General features: G+C 37.5%; 17 protein-coding genes. 6 read left to right on the forward strand and 11 right to left on the reverse strand.

Annotated features, from left to right (window positions below; genetic code table 11):
- Positions 1 to 86: 86 nt before the first annotated feature.
- The 11 genes from QWY88_RS07475 to QWY88_RS07525 all read right to left on the reverse strand — a co-directional run bounded on the left by QWY88_RS07475 (position 87) and on the right by QWY88_RS07525 (position 8,739).
- Entirely contained in the window at positions 87 to 758 is a 672-nt protein-coding gene (locus tag QWY88_RS07475) for a 16S rRNA (uracil(1498)-N(3))-methyltransferase (protein ID WP_304545698.1), read from the reverse strand.
- Positions 755 to 1,171, reverse strand: a complete 417-nt coding sequence (locus QWY88_RS07480; protein ID WP_304545700.1) for a hypothetical protein — start codon at positions 1,169 to 1,171, stop codon at positions 755 to 757. The genes QWY88_RS07475 and QWY88_RS07480 overlap by 4 nt, the downstream gene beginning before the upstream one ends.
- Entirely contained in the window at positions 1,171 to 1,752 is a 582-nt protein-coding gene (locus QWY88_RS07485) for a 6-pyruvoyl trahydropterin synthase family protein (protein WP_304545702.1), read from the reverse strand. The genes QWY88_RS07480 and QWY88_RS07485 overlap by 1 nt, the downstream gene beginning before the upstream one ends.
- Positions 1,753 to 1,853: 101 nt before the next feature.
- A complete protein-coding gene (locus QWY88_RS07490; RefSeq protein ID WP_304545704.1) occupies positions 1,854 to 2,612 on the reverse strand; it encodes a 7-carboxy-7-deazaguanine synthase QueE in 759 nt (252 codons plus the stop codon).
- On the reverse strand, positions 2,612 to 3,577 hold the full coding sequence (gene moaA, locus QWY88_RS07495) for a GTP 3',8-cyclase MoaA (RefSeq protein WP_304545706.1): 966 nt from the start codon (positions 3,575 to 3,577) through the stop codon (positions 2,612 to 2,614). Before moaA ends, QWY88_RS07490 begins: the two co-directional genes overlap by 1 nt.
- Positions 3,578 to 3,601: 24 nt before the next feature.
- The gene (locus QWY88_RS07500) at positions 3,602 to 4,069 is read right to left on the reverse strand and encodes an RDD family protein (RefSeq protein ID WP_304545709.1); all 468 of its coding nucleotides are present in this window, start codon (positions 4,067 to 4,069) and stop codon (positions 3,602 to 3,604) included.
- A gap of 163 nt (positions 4,070 to 4,232) precedes the next feature.
- A complete protein-coding gene (locus QWY88_RS07505; RefSeq protein ID WP_304545710.1) occupies positions 4,233 to 5,177 on the reverse strand; it encodes a c-type cytochrome in 945 nt (314 codons plus the stop codon).
- A 9-nt stretch (positions 5,178 to 5,186) separates the two neighbouring features.
- Positions 5,187 to 6,401, reverse strand: coding sequence for a cytochrome b (locus tag QWY88_RS07510; RefSeq protein WP_304545712.1), 1,215 nt, complete (start codon positions 6,399 to 6,401; stop codon positions 5,187 to 5,189).
- A 14-nt stretch (positions 6,402 to 6,415) separates the two neighbouring features.
- Positions 6,416 to 6,940: a ubiquinol-cytochrome c reductase iron-sulfur subunit gene (petA, locus tag QWY88_RS07515; protein WP_304545714.1), complete on the reverse strand. Its 525-nt coding sequence runs from the start codon at positions 6,938 to 6,940 to the stop codon at positions 6,416 to 6,418.
- A gap of 62 nt (positions 6,941 to 7,002) precedes the next feature.
- Positions 7,003 to 7,797: a hypothetical protein gene (locus tag QWY88_RS07520; protein WP_304545716.1), complete on the reverse strand. Its 795-nt coding sequence runs from the start codon at positions 7,795 to 7,797 to the stop codon at positions 7,003 to 7,005.
- Positions 7,798 to 7,854: 57 nt separating this feature from the next.
- A complete protein-coding gene (locus QWY88_RS07525) occupies positions 7,855 to 8,739 on the reverse strand; it encodes an AraC family transcriptional regulator (protein ID WP_304545718.1) in 885 nt (294 codons plus the stop codon).
- A 161-nt stretch (positions 8,740 to 8,900) separates the two neighbouring features.
- On the opposite strand from QWY88_RS07525, the gene QWY88_RS07530 reads away from it, so the two are divergent.
- From QWY88_RS07530 to QWY88_RS07555, 6 genes are all read left to right on the forward strand, one after another.
- Entirely contained in the window at positions 8,901 to 9,302 is a 402-nt protein-coding gene (locus QWY88_RS07530) for a hypothetical protein (protein ID WP_304545720.1), read from the forward strand.
- 54 nt (positions 9,303 to 9,356) lie between these two features.
- Positions 9,357 to 10,178, forward strand: a complete 822-nt coding sequence (locus QWY88_RS07535; protein ID WP_304545722.1) for a porin family protein — start codon at positions 9,357 to 9,359, stop codon at positions 10,176 to 10,178.
- A 10-nt stretch (positions 10,179 to 10,188) separates the two neighbouring features.
- A complete protein-coding gene (locus tag QWY88_RS07540) occupies positions 10,189 to 10,827 on the forward strand; it encodes a response regulator transcription factor (RefSeq protein ID WP_304545724.1) in 639 nt (212 codons plus the stop codon).
- Entirely contained in the window at positions 10,814 to 11,869 is a 1,056-nt protein-coding gene (locus tag QWY88_RS07545) for a sensor histidine kinase (protein WP_304545727.1), read from the forward strand. The genes QWY88_RS07540 and QWY88_RS07545 overlap by 14 nt, the downstream gene beginning before the upstream one ends.
- Before the next feature lie 63 nt (positions 11,870 to 11,932).
- The gene (locus QWY88_RS07550) at positions 11,933 to 13,093 is read left to right on the forward strand and encodes a YjgN family protein (RefSeq protein WP_304545728.1); all 1,161 of its coding nucleotides are present in this window, start codon (positions 11,933 to 11,935) and stop codon (positions 13,091 to 13,093) included.
- 4 nt (positions 13,094 to 13,097) lie between these two features.
- Positions 13,098 to 14,177, forward strand: a complete 1,080-nt coding sequence (locus tag QWY88_RS07555) for a M48 family metallopeptidase (RefSeq protein ID WP_304545730.1) — start codon at positions 13,098 to 13,100, stop codon at positions 14,175 to 14,177.
- Positions 14,178 to 14,179 lie beyond the last annotated feature (2 nt).

Below are 14,179 nucleotides of genomic sequence, written 5' to 3' on the forward strand. Positions count from 1 at the left end.
CGTCAAAGTACGAACAGTTATATATTTTTTAAATCCGTATGGGGGCGGATTTTTGGAAATGGGATTATACCAAAAAATCAAAAATATTACAATAGTATCTTTGAAGCAACAGCCAGGGCCGCACTCTCAGAACGCAATACTAACGGAGTATCGAGTCTAAACACTTCATATGTGCTTAAAAACTCTCTCTCCTCTTTGGAAAAACCACCTTCACAACCGATAAGTACAGTAGAAAAGTCGGCATCGTCTTCTAAAACATTATCGCAAAAATCAAACACTTTCGTATCTGGATTCTCACTCAAAAACTCTTGAAGATTTTTTGCCGTTGCAAACTCCATAAAATCACTTCTGCCGCATTGTTGATTGGAAGCTTCTATAATTCTTTCGTAACGGTTAAAGTCAGCCTTGAAGTTTTTTTGGCTTCTATCACAGTAGATAAAAGTGATCTTCTCCACCCCAATCTCGTTTAAACTCGGAAGTACCTTCTCAACTGATTTAGAATCGATTACACACCATCCGATATGCAACTCTTTTTTCGCTTTTACTTCATTAATCTCTTCACCGAGATATGCCACTTCAAGTGAGCGCGGGTCAACTGAAACAACTTTATAGATGTAAAGCATTTCAGGAGCCTCTTTTCGCCTGAATCCAAGTGTATCACCCTCTTTATGACGGCGCACTTTTACAAGATACTTGTGTAACTCACCCTTGATCGTAAAACGCTCTTTTCCCGCATTCTCTTCATATATAAAAATCATGAGAAAAACCACATCCATATTGAGATTGCAACAACGATAAAAAATTCAAAATACATAATTTTAAAAGCAAATTGTTTATACACTACAAAGTCGATAAATTCATCGTCATCTACGTGTTTTAGAGCTTTTGAGCGTCTCACCTCTTTGACGATTAAAGTGATTGCAACGATTATCATAAGAATGTTTTCAAGGGTAAAATCAAGATGTTTTGCAGCCATCATAATAGTGCCTGTAAAAATGGCAGCAGCTACTAACATCGAGTTGAGCGGCAGTAAAAAAACTGATCGTAAACGTTTATATTTTTCAGAATCTTCTGCTTGATATAAAAGTACGATGTTCATAATAATTGCAAATATAAGTAGTAAAATTCCGATTGAGTGGATGTTGACACCCATCGCGTACATTTGTTCCATTATACAGACTCCGGATTTATAAACTCTACACCATTTTTTAATTTTTCAAATAAAGCAGTATCGTTAAAACTTTCAACTACTGCATCCGAAAATACAATCTTCTCTAGCTCTATTATACCCATTTGTTCATTGTATGCATCTTCACGAAACGCCTGTGCATATCCTGTATCTGTTTCGTGTACGATCACACTATGAAGTTTTACCTCTTTTTCACCATTTTTTGTTTTGGTTAATCCAAACAACTTATCTATAAGAAAAAAGATAATACGGGAAAACTGTTCAGCTGAAGGTGAAAGAGGAAGCTCTACCCAACGATCTGAGTGTTTTTTCATGTCAGCTATATACTCGGGATTATCGCCGCTCCATAAAGTGATCGCGTGGTCAAAGGACTCTACAAGGTCTTTTATGTTTTGTTTCATCAAACCAAAATCATATACCATTTGTCCGTTATCCAAATAGTTTGATTCAAATAAAACTTCAACTTTATAAGAGTGTCCATGTACCGAACTGCGACATTTCACACTTGAACATCCGCGAACAATATGTGCGTTTTCAAATTTGAATAGTTTACGGATAATCATTCTTTTACACCTTCTAAATTCAATGCTTTAGCGCTTTATTAAGAGGACTCAGACCGAAAGGAGGATTTGCTCTTCTTAATAAAGTGATAAAGCAGTTAAAACTACACACCCTTATTTTCATCCCAGATACGGATGTGCAGCCTATCACTAAAATTATAACCTTTATTTTTGCAGTACTCAATTAAGGCAAGAGTATTTTTCTCTACATCTGCTTTATTTCCACCCAAAGGCATACAATAAACATCTGTTTGAGGAGCATGTTCAATGATCTGCTCTATCTCATCATCCAAAGCCATATTGATCGAATCTTCATCGATAGAGAACTTAAAAAAAGCATCTCTCGAATATGTAGCAATTGAGTTAATAACACCGCCACGCACCCTTTTAGAGAGTGGTTCAGCAGAGTTTTCCAACTTAACAGAGAGTGCAAATACACACTTTTTGTAAACCGGATATTTTTCAAAATCAACCGCTATCGTCCCATTTGTTTCAAATGTAATACGATGATTGTTTGCTACCAGTTTTTCCAAAAACTCTACAAAAATTTCATCATTTGCATAGATCAAAGGCTCTCCGCCCGTTAGTACTACATCGACACCCTGAGGCAAATCATAAAGGTCAAATATATTCAAAAGTTGCTGTGCCGAATCTATTGCGATCCAAGCATGGGAGAAATGTTCTTTATTGACGGCATAAACAGTGTCACACCCTAATACCTCTGTACCATCTTCGGCAACCTCTTTACATCCAAACCCTTCACACTTCATATTGCATCCGCCAAAACGGAAAAAAAGGCTAGGAGTACCAAGGTAGCGACCCTCCCCTTGGATGGAGTAAAAATGTTCAACGAGGTATAACATTATCCACCTGTCTCATAAAATGCGCGAGTTGAGACTTCATCATCCTCTCCACCCCAGCGGTTTTTCTCAGGTTTGTTTTTCACAACCTCTTTAAGAACGAGTGCAGCACCTTTAATATCGCCACGCTTTACAAACTCTGCAATGCTCATCGCTTCATCAAAATACAAGCAAGGGATCAAATGCCCTTCAGCAGTTAAACGGATACGATTACACTTTTTACAAAAGTCATCTTCATACGGTTCGATGATTCCAAACTCATACCCATCTTCAAGTTTATAGTAGTGTGATGGTGAATGACCGTCAAACCCTTCATCTTCAAAACTGTATTTTTCTTTGATAATACTCAACAGTTCTGGAGATTTTAAACCTTGAATATCTTCTTGGGCATGTTTATTTTCCATATATTCAATGAAACGAATAGTCATATTGCGGTCTTTACAATACTCTAACAAATCTAAAATCTCATCAGAGTTGATCCCTTTCATAGGAACCATATTTACTTTTACTTTCAAACCTACTTTTAACGCTTCGTCGACACCGTCTAACACATTTTTCAGTACATCTTTTTGTGCTATCTCTTGAGCCACTTCAGGTTTGAGTGAATCAATACTTACATTGATGCGCTTGAGCCCTGCATCTTTAAGTTTTTGTGCAGCCCCTTTTAATAAAAAGGCGTTTGTTGTCATAGCAAGATCGATATCAGGTTTATAATCATAGATCATCTTAATGAATTTATCCAGATCCTCACGTAAAAGTGGTTCACCACCTGTGATACGGATCTTTTTTACACCCTCATCTATTGCAACTCGTAAGAACTCAAAAAGTTCTTCAAATGTTAAAAGGTTCTCTTTTGGCACCCATGAAAAGGGTTTTTCCGGCATACAGTAGTTACATCTGAAATTACATCTTTCAGTAACCGATACACGGATATAATCAACTACTCTATCATAGCTATCTACTAGCATTTACTTTGTCCTAAAATAATATATTTATTGCTTAACTTCTATTTCGATTGTACCACACACTATATCATGCAGTGCTTTTCTATCTTTTCTATAAAAAGGAGTTAATAATCCTAAAAGGATTGTCGCAGAGAATAAAAACATCACAAATCTACATACAGCCCTAAAAAAAGAGATATTCTCATGTGTTTTATCATCAACAACTTTAATCAAATATGCTCTTTTCCCGGGTGTCTGTCCAAACTTAGCAACAAGTACTGCATAGATCACGCCGTAGATCGACACGGCAATAAAAGGTGCCAACTGAGAAGCTTGGAATTCCTCTTTTGAACCTATTACAACATATGCTATAAAGTAAAGTATAGGTGCATAGATCATAAACATATCAACGATTAATGCTTTGACCTTGTCGGAGTATTTTGCATAATTGAGTTGCTTTTTCTCTTGTTTGTTTTGCTGATTTTTTTTCTGTTTTTTTAGATCTCTAAATCTCATGCGCGCATTATAGCAAAAGCTAACTTGCAGAATGTAAAGTCGATTTTAAAATTTAAAATGGATTATGAAGAAGGAAGAAAATCTGCCCCTAAAAAGGGGCAAGCTTCAGTGACCTGAGCGGTCGAAGCGAAGCAAGATGAGCTTAGCTCATTTTGCTATTAGATTAATGTAAGTCTCTCCAGATAGCTTTTTTCCAAAGAATAGCGAAGATTGCAAAGATAATGATGTAGATCATTACGTTTTTACCAACCTCTTCTCTTTCAACACGTTTTGCATCTCCAGAGTCTTCAAGATACTCGATAACTTTCTCCATTGCGTGTTCATTTACACCAACACGTGGCATTGCAGTACCTTTTAGGTAGTTTTGTGGGTTTTCTACAAATGTTTCAATGTAGTGTGCACCACGTGAACGGATATAGATACTTAAATCCGGTGGTAATTTACCCATATATGCTTTTAAGCTGTCTTGGTAGTCAAGTACCTGAGTTTTGTATTTTAACTCATCTTGCTCTTTTTTGAACACTGGAGTTTTACCCATTTGTGTCCAACCTGCATAGTGGTTTGCATGACATCTACCACAAGCTAATTCATATGCTTGCTCAGCAGTCAAGTCCTCTTTTTTCACTGCCACAGATTGTAAATATGCAACCATATCAGCTACTTCTTTATCTAAATCACCCCCAGCTCCATAAAACGGTACCATTGGGTGCATTTGACCTTTTTCGGCATCAAACTTATGCTCAACAATTAAAGCATGAGCAGGATTTTTAATAAGTGATGCAAGAAATTTAGCATCATATACCGCACCTGCATTTGATAAATCAGGTGGGTTTACACCATAACTCTGAGCTGCAGTTACAGGATCCATAGGTGCCGGCATACCAGCTACTTCCATAGAGTGACATCCAAGACATGCACCCGCACCCATTACAAGCTCTTGCCCGTTTGTTACGTTTGCATCCGTTAAGTTTACATCTGCTAAATCTTCATATGCAAACCCTTCACTCTCGATATGCTTATGCATTTGAGAGTGTGCGAACGGCTCAACTAAGTAGTAAGTTACAAGAGTAAAGAATACTACAACTGCTAATATTTTAAGTTCTTTCATCATATTCTCCTATAACTCTTTCTCTTTTTTTGTAATAAACGGTAAAGCTATCCACAATACAATAAATGTGATTGCCGCAACTAAACCGATAGTACTAAAGATACCTTCTGGCGGTAGTTTACCCATTGCAGTAAGAACGATCATATCTACAAGCATTACCCAGAACCAAATGTTAAATAATCCTCTGCGACTTGCAGGAACAGCATTTGGACTTCTGTCTAAGAACGGTAATAAGAAGAAAATAACCTGTGCAAAACCAAACGCGATTAGACCCGGATCTGTCGGGAACGGACGTAAAATCTCATATGACCATAAGAAATACCACTCAGGGTAGATGTGTGCCGGAGTTTTTAATCCATCTGCAGGGTCAAAGTTTACAGGGTCCATAGCAAAGTCATAATGGAAGAACACTAAGTAAAAGAAAAATACTAAGTAAATTCCAACTACCATCATATCTTTAGACATAAAGTCGTTAGCAAACGCGATAACTTTTGAACCGGCTTTGTCACCAGCTTTATATTTTGCAGCTTCTGCTTCAAAATCAAGTTCTTCACCGTCTTGGTTGTTAACGTGAGGGATACGAAGCGCAGCAAAGTGAAGACCGATAAGAGCTAAAATTGCCAATGGTAATAAAAGTACGTGTAACATGAAGAAACGGTTTAAGAACGCTTGTGCAGGTACATAATCCCCACGAATCCATTCAACTAAACCATCAGCATGTAATGAACCACCTGCAAAAAGATTAGTAATAACCATACCAGCCCAGTAAGACATTTGTCCCCATGGAAGCATATAACCTGAGAACGCCTCAGCAGAGAAAGTTACGAACAATAACATACCTGAGATCCAGATCATCTCACGACCCTTCTTGTAAGAACCGTAGTAGATACCTGTAAACATGTGGATATAGATGATTAAAAATACTACCGATGCAGCAACACCGTGTACATGTCTCCATAACCAACCAAACTCAACCTCGTTCATGATAGTGTAGTTTACACTGTCAAATGCAGTTGCAACATTTGGTTGATAATACATAAGCAAGAAGATACCAGATACTAACAGTAAACCAAAAGTCACCGCAAGGATCATACCCATTGCCCATAAAAAGTTAATATTTTTCGGAATCCAATATTCCGTAGCCATTACACGACGAACAGCATCTACTGCTAAACGTTGGTTTAACCAGTCGTGTAGGCTTTTTGCTTTTGTAAAATGTGCCATTTTCTCCCCTTAAATTACAGCGTTACGCCATTGGCTTTCATATTTTGATACTCTGGTCCTTCTTCACCAAGTACAAGTGTGTTACCTTCTACTTTAAATGGAGGAATATCAAGACCACGCGGTGGTGGAGCTTTTGTAACATCACCTGAATAATCATACGTACCACCGTGACATGCACAAAGGAAAGATTTATCATCTGGATTGTAACTTGGGATACAACCAAGGTGTGTACAAAGACCTAGGTTTACTAAGTACCCCTCTCCATTGATCATAATGCTACGAGCTTTTTGTTTCTCTGTTAGTTTTGCCAACATATCTGCCGTATATTTTAAAACGAAGATTGGCTTACCACGCCATTTCTCTGTTACTAGCTCATTTTCTTTGTATGCTGACATATCAAGTGTTGTAAAACCAGCTGCTTTTACACTCGGAAGTGGATCCCAACTTTTTTTCATTGCATAAAGCGATGCAACAGCGCCAACTCCCGCAACAGCACCGAATGCTTTTCCCATAAAACCTCTACGGCTACTATCTTTCATATTTTCGCTCACTTTCTTGTGAATTTTCAAATCTTATTATATACCAAATAAGTTTTAATTATTTATAAAATTAAGTTTTCTTTTAGAAAACCTGCAAACTTGTTGCAATCGGAAGCGATTTTACCATAATTTATCTCATTTATGTGATGAATTATCTCATTTAACTTATTTTTGTCGTAGCCTATTACGATTGGTATATTTAGCTCCTCAAACTTCTCGTTAAAATCCTCAGGATAATCAGCTCGTTGTATGTATACAGGCTTTCCTCCGGCAGCTAAAGACTCTAGTACAGCTTGTGGAGAAGCAGTGATAAGGATCTCACTTTGCATAATCATCTCATCATATTCATCAAACTCGAAACAGTTTTTAAAAGTTTCTTGCAATTCATCTTCGTAATCTAAGAAGTAGTAGTATCCAAGTTGCAGATGGGGATTTAAATCTTTAACGAAACTTAACTGATTCATCAAATCTTTTTCATAATCATCGTCCCCGAAGAAGTAAGAGATTTTTACCGATTTCTCTTTTTCTTCAAAATATTTTTGAGCAATAACTATCTCATCAGCTTTCATCACATAGAGTTTAGAGAAGAAATTCTTCATATCTTCAAGCATGATCGGGTTGACTTCTGCCGAATCGAGTATCAGCTGGTCACCTTTTTGCGCAATGTTTGCTATGTTTCTGACAACATCGATCCCTACGGCTTTATCTATTCCAAAATTTCTTGCTTCTTGTGCTATTCTAAAATCACTGCATAAAAGAGTAATGTCACTATCTAAACAGCTAAGAACCGCAGCAGCTCTGCGGAATCTGTCGAGCCCTATTCTATGACCCGTATGCACATAATAGTACGTCTTCATGTTTCTATCTCGCTTCCATTATATATAGATACGAAATATTACACTTTATAGTTTAATCTAATATTTTATAGAGAGGTAAAAGTCTAGATCAAAGTTTCCATCTTCTGTAAGATACTTATTTTGTCTATAGATTGCATAAGGGGGTTTTGTAGTTGTCTCATACTCATTTCTCGGTAACCATTCGAGGTAGAGCCATTGAATAAAACGCAGGAGATCACCACATGCACCCTCTAAAGTAAACTTTGCATAGACGCCGCTTGCTATAGTAAACTTAGGCAATCTGTTGTTTTCAAGTACTTTATTTTCCTTGTCAACTACACAAGCAACATACTGACAATCTTCAAGTGATGTAATAGAAGGGTTGTCGTGAAACAGACTTATCTGTTGATGTTCTTCAAGCTGGTTTGTATAGATCCATGTTTGGATCTTCTGCCAGGTCTGACGGATTGCATCGTTGTACCCTTGATGACGTATGTAGTATGCCTGCATCTCCGGCATCTTTACTATTTGAGGTTCAAGGTGATCAAAATTATCCAAAGTGATGATCGAATTTCTGATTTTTAAAGAGTGATCGACAATTTTATTGGAGTACTCCAGGTATCCACCTTTTCTCCACACTTTTGGCGTCATTGAAAAACGCTCTTTAAAAGCACGTATAAATGAAGTTTGAGAGGAATATCCGCACGCATTGGCTACTTCAGAGATCGTAGAGTATCTGTTTGTAAGCAAAAGGTTAGAAGCTTTTTGAAGACGAATCGACTTGATCGTCTCATAGATGTTTCGATCAAACACCTCTTTAAAAATTTTATGCATATAGAACTTAGAGATTCCATAATTTTTTGCAAGTTCATCCATGTTTATATCTGTATCAATATTTGTATAGATGTAAAACATTATATCGTTGGTAATTTTTATCTTCTGCTCAAGCGTTTCTCTCTTCATGGAAACTATTCTAACAATAAAGAGTAACAAAGAGAACAAAAACAGATAATTTTAAAACAAAATGACGCAAGAGGATAAACTCGTTACACAAAGTGAGCATCTGCTAACACTTTGCTAACACATCTGTGTCATACTACCACCATCAAAATAAGGAGTCACAAATGAAAAAGACACTATTAACGCTAGCTTTGCTAGGTGGTTTAACATTAAGTTTTGCAGAAGATGTTGTAGTAGATGACACTACTACGATTGATGAGCAAATTACAGAGATTCAAACAGCACCTGAGCAAGAGCGTGTGAGACTTATGAACCAGTTTAAGTTACGTATTGCAAACATGAATCAAGAACAAAGAGAAGAAGCACTCTCACAACTACAACAAAGAATGCGTACAAACTCTGAAGAACAAACAGATGCACAACAAGAGATGCAGATGCAACAAGCTCAGGAGATGTTAAAAATTCAGAACATGAATCAAAACCGTATCGGAAATCAGTACCGCCAACAGATGCCGGACAATATGACGCCAACAAGTAATCCTACAAATATGATGGGTGGCCGTTAAGTCTATGCAACCAAACAGAGTCGCCTTTGGGCGACCTACTCAAAAGGAGCAAAATTGAAAAAAATATTCTCATTATCTCTATTATTATTTTTAACAAGTGGCCTGTATGCACTTGATTCCGATATGGATGGGGTAAGTGATGCTAAAGACAAATGTCCAAATACACCTTTTACAGATCTTGTAGATATCAACGGTTGTAGTAAAAGTTCCGTTATTCCCGATTACCACTATGATGTTATAGTTGGACTCAGCTATACAAACTCAGACTATACTACTATAAATAAGACAGACACTCTTGCAACTACTTTTCAAGCTGATTACTACTATAAAAATTTCTCATTCCAAGCTTCGACATCTTTATTTACAACGCAAGCTGACGGATATAGCGAGAGTGGATTAAACGATTCGTTTATTGGTGCAGCCTATCAGATAGTACCGACTTCACCACTTACGATCCGATTTTCAGCAGGGGTTATACTGCCGACTTACGATACATCATTAAACAATAACAACACAGACTACATGGCAGGTATTAACTTCAGCTACAAAATAGATAAATATAATCTTTTTGGCGGCTATACATATACAATGATCAACGATGATGATTACAGTGATGCTACACTCAATGTGACATACCAAGATACAAATGGTTACAGTGCCGGTGTTGGATATAATGTTACAAGTAAGTTATACCTAAGCGGTGCATACAATATTAGTGACAGTATCTATGTGGGTGCAGAAGATATTAAAACTGCATCGCTCTACGGATACTACAGTATAGACAAAAACTGGTTCTCAACTTTTTCGTATGCTTACGGGATTAGCGACAGTGCGAGTCAAAGCTATCTTGCTGTAAAACTGGGATACTTTTTTTAGGCTAAAGATTATGAAAAAAAATATACTGCTCCTTGAAGATGACAGAGAACTGGCATCTACCCTTGCCGAACTGCTTGAGGAGAACGGATACAGTGTTGAGCTTGTTCATAACGGCAACGATGCAATCGATGCCAGTTATGATAACAAGTACGAACTCTATGTCTTCGATATCAATGTCCCGGATATGAACGGACTTGAATTGCTAGAAAGTTTACGCAATGCAGACGATACTACACCGACTATATTTATCAGTGCAATGATTGATCTAAACTCTATCTCGAAAGCTTTTGAGATTGGAGCGGATGATTATCTGAAAAAGCCGTTTTTCCCAGAAGAGCTTCTCATAAGAGTCAAAGCAAAACTTGCACAAACCACTAAAGCTATTTCGTACAAAAATTTAAAATTTTTCCCGGATACGAAAACACTTTACAAAGATGATACAATTGTACAACTAGGTGAGGTGCAGGAGAGATTATGTGATCTCTTTATGCACAACATAGGCTCGGTGATTGATAAAACAATCCTGCTCGATCAACTGACACAGCCGTCCGATACGGCTTTGCGGGTAGCGTTAAACAAACTCAAACAAACAACGGGCTTAGCTATAAAAAATATTCGCGGGGTGGGATACATAGTTGAAAAAAGTTGAACTCAAAGCACTTATTAGAAGTTTTTTACTCTTTTTTCTCTCGATCACAACCCTCCTTGGCGCACTTTTTTTCTTTGAATACAAAAAAGATATCACCGTACTTGACGAAACTATCTTGTCTGAGATGAAGGTGTGCAGCTTTAATCTTCAATGCACAAAATATCAATTCGATTTTGCACCGCTCAAAGAGGAGCAGCTCTATAAACTTCACAAAGAGGATGATAAGCTCAGCTCCTACTTCCTCATTCCCGGTTCACAAAAAAATGCTCTGAAAATTTATCTGCAAAAAAGTAAATATGAAAAAGAACTTGAAAATTTAAAAAACAAACTTTTACTGGAGTTTTTCTTCGTAGTGATCATAGTACTGTTACTCTCTCTTCTTTTTGCTTTTTACACTTTGGCACCGCTAAGAGATGCTCTCAAACTGACAGAGGAGTTTGTAAAAGATATACTCCATGACTTTAACACACCCCTCTCAACACTCAGACTCAACACCTCTATGTTAAAAAGCGAGTTTGGTGAGTCAAAGAAGATTACACGTATAGAAAATGCGGTACAAAACATTTTGAACCTGCAGGCAAATCTGCGTGCATACCTAAAAAGTCACTCTAGCCAAAAAGAGGTTTTTGACCTAAAAGAGGTTGTAGAGGAGAGAATAGCAATGCTCGAAAACAATTTTTCGACAATCCGTTTTTATCCCTCACTCACAACCCAACAGCTCAACACCCATAAAGACTCTTTTGTGCGCATTGTAGACAACCTCCTCTCAAACGCTGCAAAATACAACAAAGAAAACGGAGAGGTATTTGTCACTTATGAAAAAGGTGTTTTAACCTTCAAAGACACCGGGCAAGGGATAAAAAATCCGGATAAGATATTTGACAGATTTTATAAAGAGCATGAACGAGGGATAGGGATAGGTCTGCATATTGTCAATAAATTATCCCAAGAATTAGGTATGGAGATCGAGATAGAAAGTGAGCTCAATAAAGGGACAACTTTTAGACTCAATTTAACCAAACTGCTTGCCAAAGATAATTAATAAAAACAAAATTAAATATTTTTATGCTACACTCAAAAACTTTAAATGTTTTAGGAGAGCAATATGAAACCCTTAAAATTTCAAGGAAGCGGCTTTGAGTACTTCAAAATATGGATAGTAAACCTTGTACTTATTGTCCTGACATTAGGGCTTTACTACCCTTGGGCAAAGGTAAGACGCAACAGATACTTTTACGGAAATTCTGTTTTAGGAGATCGTAATTTCGAATACCATGCAGTAGGAAAACAACTCTTTTTCAGCTACCTTATAGCACTGGTACTCTTCATCATCTACGTCATCTTTACCAAATTTTTTCCACCTGCAGCAGCCTTATTTCTTCTTGGTCTGTTTGTTTTGATCCCTTGGGTGATCGTTAAAAGTATGATGTTCAATCTCAAAATGACAAGCTTCTCAAACGTCCGTTTTAGTTTTGAGAAAAACTTCTCGGATGCTTATTTGAACTTTTTACTCTACCCTATGGGGCTCTATATTGGTTTTATCTTTGTTATGTTTGCAGTTGGTTTATTGTTTGCACTCCATATAGCTGTTGGTCTTATAGGACTTGTCGGTATTTTCTTTTTTATGATCTACGCAATCGCATTTTTGAAAAAAAGAAATTCGGAGTTTTACATAAATAACGCGAGTTACGGACAAGGAAAATTTTCCACTACTATTGAGCTCAAAGAGTTTATGAAAATCACTGCAAAAACTCTGGGTATAGGCCTCGCACTTACCATTGCTCTTTTTCTTGCTGTAGGTGTATTTACTGCAACATTTATAGGTGTAGAGACTATGCAGGAGATATCAGCAAGCATGAAACAAAACGGTGATCCGCAAAACTCCGGAGTTATTGTGGCTTTAATCGGTGCCATTTACGGAGGAATGATACTTGTAATGGTTGCTACGATGGCGTACTCATTTGCCGCAAACCGTGAATATATTTATAAGAACACTCTTTTTGATGAGAGTATCGGTTTTTCATCTACACTCAAAGCTTTACCGTTTATGTGGGTAACGGTTTCAAACTTTTTTCTTATCCTTCTTACGTTAGGATTTGGAGCGCCTTGGGCAAAGGTGAGAATCGCAAAAATAGTACTTGCTAATACCTATGTAGACACGTCAACAGGGTTTGATAAATATATCTCAGAGAACCAGACACAGACATCTTCACTCGGAGATCAGATAGGTGATGCGTTCGATATTGATGTTGGTTTAGGTTTCTAGGAAGATGCAACTAAATGGTTACTGGTATGCAAAAGATAGCGCTACGCAACATAGCGCTATCTTACAAACAGATGCAGAAAACTACACACTCATTATAGATGAAAAAGTGCACTACAGCGGTCTGATTGAGCACTTAAAACTCGATGACAGACTGGGGAATATTACAAGAAAAATCACTCTTGAAGATGGTTCCATATTTACCTGTGATCAACACGATCTTATAGATACCCTTTTTACAAAACATAAAAGAGCAAACCGTCTTTTGCATTCACTAGAATCGAATCTCCATTGGGTATTAATCTCTATCGTGATCCTTATCGTAAGTATTTATATATTTGTAGATAAAGGTATACCCTACTTTAGCGAGAAAATAGCTTACGCCCTGCCGCTGAAAACAAACGAAGTTTTAAGTGAACATACGATGGATGCTCTTGATAAGTACCTTTTTAAACCCTCAAAAATCTCATTAGCGCAGCAAGAAGATATTCGTAAACATTTCCAAACCGACCTGCTTCCGAATTTGCCAGAAAAAGAGCACTTTAACTATCACCTCAACTTCCGGCTTTTACAAGATGGAAACCTTTCTATTCCAAATGCGATGGCGCTACCCTCCGGTGAGATTATACTTACCGATAAATTTGTTGAGCTGTGCAGCAGTGATGAGGAGCTTGATTCCATCATATATCATGAAGTGGGACACATTGTACACAGGGATTCGCTCAAGATGCTAATCGAGGGTACTTTTATCTCTGTGAGCGTAATGGTTGCTTTGGGTGATCTTAACGGTTTTGCGGATATGGGAGTGGGGCTTGGTTCAATGCTTCTAAATCTTCAGTATTCACGGGAACATGAGAGTGATGCCGATCGCTTTGCCTTTGACCTGATGCTCAAAAACCGCATCGATCCGATCGCCTTTGCTACTATTATGAAGAGAATGAACTGCTATCTTACTAAAAGGATGCAAAGTCTTAAAGAGGAGCACTTTAGCGAGTATATTTCAACACACCCGCAAACAAAAGAGAGGATAGAGACAGCAAAACGTTACAGCGACTGCTTTAAAGAGGGACTTACCCAGTGTAGGTAACT

This window comes from Sulfurimonas sp. hsl 1-7 (assembly GCF_030577135.1).
GTDB classification, from domain to species: Bacteria; Campylobacterota; Campylobacteria; order Campylobacterales; family Sulfurimonadaceae; genus Sulfurimonas; species Sulfurimonas microaerophilus.